Origin of the sequence: Paraconexibacter sp., from assembly GCF_041602235.1 — a bacterium.
Classification (GTDB): domain Bacteria; phylum Actinomycetota; class Thermoleophilia; order Solirubrobacterales; family Solirubrobacteraceae; genus Paraconexibacter.
The window spans coordinates 1-4,993 of sequence record NZ_JBFIGP010000276.1 but is presented as its reverse complement, the minus strand read 5'-3'; the positions used below and the strand labels follow the sequence as shown (position 1 = coordinate 4,993).

Annotated in this window: 9 protein-coding genes and 1 tRNA gene; 4 read left to right on the top strand and 6 right to left on the bottom strand. The window is 70.9% G+C overall.

The window, feature by feature from the left end; all coding sequences use genetic code 11:
* Window positions 1-264, top strand: a 264-nt coding sequence (locus ABYE80_RS17005) for an aminopeptidase (protein WP_372791496.1), incomplete at its 5' end; no start/stop codon positions are given.
* Between the two features lie 167 nt (window positions 265-431).
* Window positions 432-1,454, top strand: a complete 1,023-nt coding sequence (gene rsgA, locus ABYE80_RS17000) for a ribosome small subunit-dependent GTPase A (protein WP_372791495.1) — start codon at window positions 432-434, stop codon at window positions 1,452-1,454.
* 62 nt (window positions 1,455-1,516) lie between these two features.
* On the opposite strand, the gene ABYE80_RS16995 is transcribed toward rsgA, so the two are convergent.
* The 5 genes from ABYE80_RS16995 to ABYE80_RS16975 form a co-directional block, all read right to left on the bottom strand.
* Window positions 1,517-1,603: transfer RNA gene (locus tag ABYE80_RS16995), tRNA-Ser, on the bottom strand.
* 53 nt (window positions 1,604-1,656) lie between these two features.
* Window positions 1,657-1,923, bottom strand: coding sequence for a hypothetical protein (locus tag ABYE80_RS16990; RefSeq protein WP_372791494.1), 267 nt, complete (start codon window positions 1,921-1,923; stop codon window positions 1,657-1,659).
* Between the two features lie 44 nt (window positions 1,924-1,967).
* On the bottom strand, window positions 1,968-2,330 hold the full coding sequence (locus ABYE80_RS16985) for an STAS domain-containing protein (protein WP_372791493.1): 363 nt from the start codon (window positions 2,328-2,330) through the stop codon (window positions 1,968-1,970).
* Complete coding sequence (locus ABYE80_RS16980; RefSeq protein WP_372791492.1) at window positions 2,331-2,744, bottom strand: hypothetical protein; 414 nt, start codon at window positions 2,742-2,744, stop codon at window positions 2,331-2,333. It lies immediately after the preceding gene.
* The gene (locus ABYE80_RS16975; RefSeq protein ID WP_372791491.1) at window positions 2,741-3,166 is read right to left on the bottom strand and encodes an ATP-binding protein; all 426 of its coding nucleotides are present in this window, start codon (window positions 3,164-3,166) and stop codon (window positions 2,741-2,743) included. The genes ABYE80_RS16980 and ABYE80_RS16975 overlap by 4 nt, the downstream gene beginning before the upstream one ends.
* 265 nt (window positions 3,167-3,431) lie before the next feature.
* On the opposite strand from ABYE80_RS16975, the gene ABYE80_RS16970 reads away from it, so the two are divergent.
* Both ABYE80_RS16970 and ABYE80_RS16965 read left to right on the top strand, forming a co-directional pair.
* Window positions 3,432-4,253 carry a SigB/SigF/SigG family RNA polymerase sigma factor gene (locus ABYE80_RS16970; protein ID WP_372791490.1) on the top strand — a complete coding sequence of 274 codons (822 nt, stop codon included), beginning with the start codon at window positions 3,432-3,434 and terminating at the stop codon, window positions 4,251-4,253.
* Between the two features lie 43 nt (window positions 4,254-4,296).
* Window positions 4,297-4,488 (top strand): CsbD family protein, encoded by a 192-nt coding sequence (locus tag ABYE80_RS16965; protein ID WP_372791489.1) that lies wholly within the window; start codon window positions 4,297-4,299, stop codon window positions 4,486-4,488.
* 310 nt (window positions 4,489-4,798) lie between these two features.
* Here ABYE80_RS16965 and ABYE80_RS16960 read toward each other — a convergent pair whose 3' ends face one another.
* Complete coding sequence (locus ABYE80_RS16960; RefSeq protein WP_372791488.1) at window positions 4,799-4,951, bottom strand: hypothetical protein; 153 nt, start codon at window positions 4,949-4,951, stop codon at window positions 4,799-4,801.
* Between the last annotated feature and the right edge of the window lie 42 nt (window positions 4,952-4,993).

Here is a 4,993-nt window from a genome sequence, read left to right as displayed (position 1 = left end):
GTGGCGCTCGTGGACGGCGATGGCCGCATCGGTGCCCTGGACACCGTCTTCTTCGACACGCTCCTCGACGAGAACGCCGCGAGCCACATCGCGATCGGATCGGCGTACCAGTTCACCGCGGGCGAGGCCGACCGTCACCGGCTGAACCAGTCGCAGATCCACATCGACTTCATGATCGGCGGGCCCGGGGTGGACGTGCACGCCGTGCCGCGAGGGGGCGGGGCCGAGGTCCCGGTCCTGATCGACGGCGCCTGGAAGCTCTAGCGGTCGCTTCCGCTTCTGCGACACCACGCGCTACACTCGGCGCGATGCTGCGCGTGAAGTCACAGCTCTCCTCCTGCGCCGCGACGTCCTGACGCCGCCGCACGGCCCCTGGTCGTGCGGCACCCGACGTCCGCTTCCATCCTCGTCTCCCGCAGGAGCAACCACCCGTGCTTCACCACCTCGGCTGGGACGGTGCGCTCGATCGCGCGCTGACCGGCCTCACCGATGCATCCGATCTCGAACCCGCTCGTGTCATGGCGGTCCACCGTGGCCGCTGCGCCGTCACCGGCGACGGTCTCGACAGCCTTCTGCCCGTGGCCGGCGCGCTGACTGCGGCAGCCCGAGAACCCAGCGATCTCCCCACCGTGGGCGACTGGGTCGCCGTGGCGGGCGGTGCCGTCATCCGGCACGTCCTCCCGCGGCGCACCCTGCTCGCGCGCACGGGAGAGGGACCTGGTCGAGAGGCACTCGCCGCCAACGTCGACCTCTGCTGCGTGCTGACCTCGCTGGACCAGGACCTGAACGTCCGGCGGGCAGAGCGGTTCCTCGCGCTGGCCCGCAGCGGCGGCATCGCGCCGCTCGTGGTGTGCACCAAGGGCGACCGGAGCGCCGACCCGATCGGCGAGGCCGCCCGGTTCGGGGAGGCTCTCGGCGCGGAGACCCTGGTGATCAGCACGCTCGACGGCTGGGGCGTCCAGGCGCTTCGGTCGCGGTTCGTCGCGCGGACGACCGTCGCCCTCGTGGGCATGTCCGGCGTCGGCAAGAGCACGCTGGTGAACACCCTGCTCGGTGAGGAGCGTCAGCGCATCTTGTCCGTACGCACCGGTGACGACCGCGGCCGTCACGCGACCACGCACCGGGAGGCGTTCGTGCTGCCGGAGGGGGCCATGATCATCGACCTCCCTGGCGTGCGGCTCCCACGCCTGACCGACGAGACCGGTCTGGACGAGACGTTCGCCGACGTCGAGGTGCTCGCCGCCGGATGCCGCTTCGCGGACTGCCGGCACGAGCACGAGCCGGGCTGCTCGGTGCGGGCGGCGATCGCCGACGGTCGGCTGTCCCCGGACCGCCTCGCCTCCCTGCGCCGGCTGGAACGCGAGGGACGCACTGCGGCCCAGCGACGTCAGATCGCCCGGGACGCGCACGTCCGCTACCGCCGCGAGGTGCGCGAGCGCAAGCGTGCGCGGTGAGGCGGGCGGCGCGGCCGGGTCTCCGCTGAACGCAGAAACCCCCGCACAGCGGGGGTTTCGAGCGGAGAGAGAGGGATTCGAACCCTCGGTACGCTTTCACGCACACACGATTTCCAGTCGTGCCCGTTCAACCACTCCGGCACCTCTCCTGGATGGTCCGCCGAGCGGACCCCGACAGGGTATCGACGGCTGCTGCTCGTCGTCAGTCCGGTGGGGTGGCGTCGGTACCCGACAGGACGGCGAACACGATCTGATGGCGGTTGAGCACCACGAAGTCGTGATGCTGCGGTTCCTCCGAGCCGTCGAGCTCCTGGACGGTGGCGTCGGTGAGCGGCACGAAGTCCCGCTCGGGAGCGTTCAGCACGTCGGAGACCCGGCTGCGGTACCCGTCGCGGGGAAGGGTGATCGTGCCGGTGATGCGGTGGCGCGTCGTCTCGACGATGAGTTCGGTTCGGCGGTACTCCATCATCTGTTCTCTCTCGGCAGGGATGACGCGGAACCTGAGGACGCGGGTCAGGGGGCGAGGGCCGCGAGCGCCTCGTCCCGGGTGCTCACGACCTTGAAGACCTCGTCGAGTCCGGTGATCTCGAAGGTCTTGGTGGTGGTCGGCTCGGTGTTGACGACGACCACGTCGCCTCCCTCGGGCCGCACGCGCTTCGTGAGGCCGATCAGCACGCCGAGGGCGGTGCTGTCGAGGAAGGTCGTGCCGGTGAGGTCGACGACCACGCGCACGGCGCCGCCGTCGAGCTCGCGCTGGGCGGCGGTCTTCAGCTCCGGAGCGGTGAAGAGGTCGACCTCGCCGTGCACCGCGATGACGCAGACGTCGCCCGGGGCGTGGTCGATCTCGACGCGGAAATCAAACGCGTTGGTGTTCACTCAACCATCCTGACCGACTTCGACGATGAGGTACTCACTGCGTGCGCCGCCGCCCGTGACCCGGGCGCGGCTGGCGAGAAGCTGGATGACCGGTGCGCCGGGCACGCCGTCGTCGCCGCCCTGCAGCAGACGGCGCGCGCCGCCGTCGCGCAGCGGGCCGACGCGCAGCAGCACCCTGCCGGGGCTGCTCTCCAGCCGCACGGGGAGCCGGCCGTCGAGGGTCTCGCCGGCGGCGCCGTCCGACAGCGTGTCCGCGACGAGGACGGCGTCGTCGATCCGGTCGAGCGTGAGCCCGGCCCGCGCCGCGATGGCGCCGACCGCGCGAGACAGGGTCGGGCCGAGCAGCGGGCCGACCGCGACGTCCAGGCGGATGCCGTCGATGGACCGGGTCTGGTCCGCGCCGCCGACCGTCATCCCGCCACCGGCGTCTCGGCGGAGGGGTCGAGCGCGAACAGCATGCGGACCTCGGTGGCGCCCGTTTCGGACGTCCCGATCTCCAGCGACGCCGTGAGGGCGGCGATCAGCGGCAGGCCGACCCCGAGGCCTGGCGAGTCCGCCCGAGGACCCATGCCTCTTCCGCGGTCCCGGACGACGACCTCGATCGTGCGGTCGACGTTCGCGGTCGCGGTGAGGTCGAGGAGCCCGTCGCGGTCACGGTAGGCGTGGACGATCACGTTCGCGCACGCCTCGCTGACCGCGAGCCGCAGGTCGTGCAGAACCTCCGGCTCGATGTCGAGGGCGTCGCCGAGACCGCCCAGGACATGACGCACGACCGCGACGTTCTCTGCGTTCGCCGGAACGCTGATCTCGATGTCGGGTCGGGTCAAGGTGGTCATCTCGCGACGGTGCGCCGGCGGGGAGTATCCCGCACATGGCTGACGCACCACGCAGGAGTGTGATTGCCCCTTGCGGCCCGCGTCAAACGCCTGCGGGGTGCCGCCCACGACAGTTGACCGGTTTTGACCGCCCTGATTTCCTGCATTCCTGGTGTCGACTTCCCGCCGTGACCACCCTTGACCGGCTTGTTGGCGGGCTGCATCGGTTCAGTGTGCGCTCCAGCACGTCGCTCCAGCACGTGGGAACCACATCGGGAGGACCACCATGAACGCTGTACCGACTCCAGTCCGGACGACCGACCCGGCCTCCGCAGAGGCCGAACTGCTGCACCGGTATCACCGCCTCGGCGACCGCCGGGCGCGCGAGGAGCTCGTGGAGCGCATGCTCCCGCTCGTGCGGCACATCGCCCGTCGTTACGCCGACAGGGGTGAGCCGCTGGACGACCTCGTGCAGGTCGGCTGCGTCGGGCTCATCAACTCGATCGATCGCTTCGATCCCGACCGCGGCGTGCGGCTCTCGACGTTCGCGGCACCGACGGTCGCCGGCGAGATCAAGCGCCACTTCCGCGATCGCGCCTGGTCGGTGCGCATCCCGCGTGACCTCCAGGAGCTGAGCGCCAAGCTCACGAAGACCACCGAGCGCCTCGCCACTGAGCTCGGCCGCTCGCCCACGATCGCGGAGCTCGCGGTCGCCGTGGAGCGCCCGGAGGAGGACATCCTCGAGGCACTGCAGGGAGCCCAGAGCTATACGGCGGCCTCACTGGACGAGCCGCTCGGGGAGGACCGCACCGCCCTCGACGTGCTCGGCTCGGACGATGCCGGCTACGACCAGGCCGACAGGCGCCTGATGGTGATCGACGGTCTCGGAGCGCTCGCGGAGCGCGAGCAGGAGATCGTCCGCTTGCGGTTCTTCGAAGGCCTGACGCAGCGGGAGATCGCCGACCGCGTCGGGGTGTCGCAGATGCATGTGTCCCGGCTGCTGCGTCGGTCGCTCTCCGAGATGCGTGAGCAGCTCGAGGCCCCGGCGCGGGAGCGCGTGGACGGGTCCGACGGCCCGCGAGGATTGCGCGTCGCGCAGGCCGGGTAGCCCAGGAACGTAGCGCCCCCTACCGACGAAGGAGCACACGAACATGGGTGGAACGACCGATCAGGCCAAGGGCCGCGTCAAGCAGGCGGCAGGAGACCTCACCGACGACAAGGACCTGAAGGAAGAAGGCAAGGTCGACGAGACGTCCGGCAAGGTCAAGGACGCGCTCAGCGACGTGAAGGACAAGGCCGAGGGTGTCGTCGACGGCGTCACCGACAAGCTGAAGGGCAACTGACCCGCCCTCGCATCACCTCCCCCCGGTGAGTGCCGCACGGCCTCACCACCCGCGGGCCGGCACCCCCACCACCGCCGCCCGCCTCCCCCAGCAGATCGGGCCGCCACGGTTGGCGGCCCGATCTGCGTCCGGGGCCGCAGCGAGTCGCACGCGCTCGGCGCCGCAGGTGCTCGACCACGCCGCGCAGCGCCCTTCGGCGGGCCCGCTAACTCGACCACACGCTCTTCGGTGGACTCGCGTCCGACGCTGAGGCACGAAAAAGGGGCCGCCCGAGTGGGCGGCCCCTTCTCCTAGGGAGTGTCGGCGTCCGTCAGACGCCGCGACGACCGTACGCGCCGGTCGGGATGCCCCCCAGCAGGACCAGGACCGCGGCCACGATGCCGACGATCGAGGGGAGCCCCACGGCGATGCACAGGGCGTAGACGAGCGCTGCGACAAGGACTGCGATGACTGCGGAAATCATGGTGCTCCTCCGTTCGGAATGATGCCCTTGGTCTACCCAGGC